1 protein-coding gene is annotated in these 662 nt (G+C 68.0%); it reads left to right on the top strand.

Annotated features, from left to right (window positions below; genetic code table 11):
- Nucleotides 1-214 precede the first annotated feature (214 nt).
- A partial coding sequence (locus A612_RS16860; protein WP_040435334.1) for a flagellar cap protein FliD N-terminal domain-containing protein occupies nucleotides 215-662 on the top strand: 448 nt, incomplete at its 3' end.

The raw sequence follows: 662 nt of genomic DNA, 5'->3' as shown, positions 1-662 counted from the left end.
GCCGGCACCGCCATGATCGCGCAGGCCAACCAGCTGCCGCAGGGCGTGCTGGCCCTGTTGCGCTGATCGCCTCCGGGGCGCGAGCCAAGCCGGTGGCTGCCAAAACCACCGGCTTTTTCGGCTTTTGACTCACCGCAGGCTATGGCATAAACCAAGGCTACCGTGGCCCGCGGCGCAACGTGGCGCCGCTCCAGCTAGCGCAAAGGACAAAGACATGGCTTCCATTTCATCGCCCGGCGTCGGCAGCGGCCTGGACATCAACGCCATCGTCGGCAAGATGATGGCCATCGAGCAGCGCCCGCTGCAGCAGCTGCAGACCAAGGCCGGCAGCATCGAAACCAAGATTTCGTCCTACGGCCAGATCAAGGCCGCGCTGTCCTCGCTGTACGACGCCGCCAACGCTCTGATGAATTCCTCCACCTGGCAGAGCAAGCAATTCACGAGCGCCGACAAGAGCACCATCGGCGGCAGCGCCAGCGCGGCCGCTGGCGCGGGCAGCTTCGCCGTGCAGGTCGACCGCTTGGCCAGCAGCCAGGCGCTGGCGTCGGGCAGCTTCGGTGCGGGCGCGGCGGTGGGCGTGGCGGGGCAGCTCAGCGTGCAGTCCGGCCGCTGGGACGCCGCCGGCAGCACCTTTGCCGGCACGGGAAGCGCAGTCTCGATAG

This window comes from Melaminivora alkalimesophila (assembly GCF_000282995.1).
In the GTDB taxonomy this organism is placed as follows: Bacteria; Pseudomonadota; Gammaproteobacteria; order Burkholderiales; family Burkholderiaceae_C; genus Melaminivora; species Melaminivora alkalimesophila.
The sequence above is the reverse complement of the archived record's forward strand: the minus strand, read 5'-3'. Positions and strand labels throughout refer to the sequence as shown.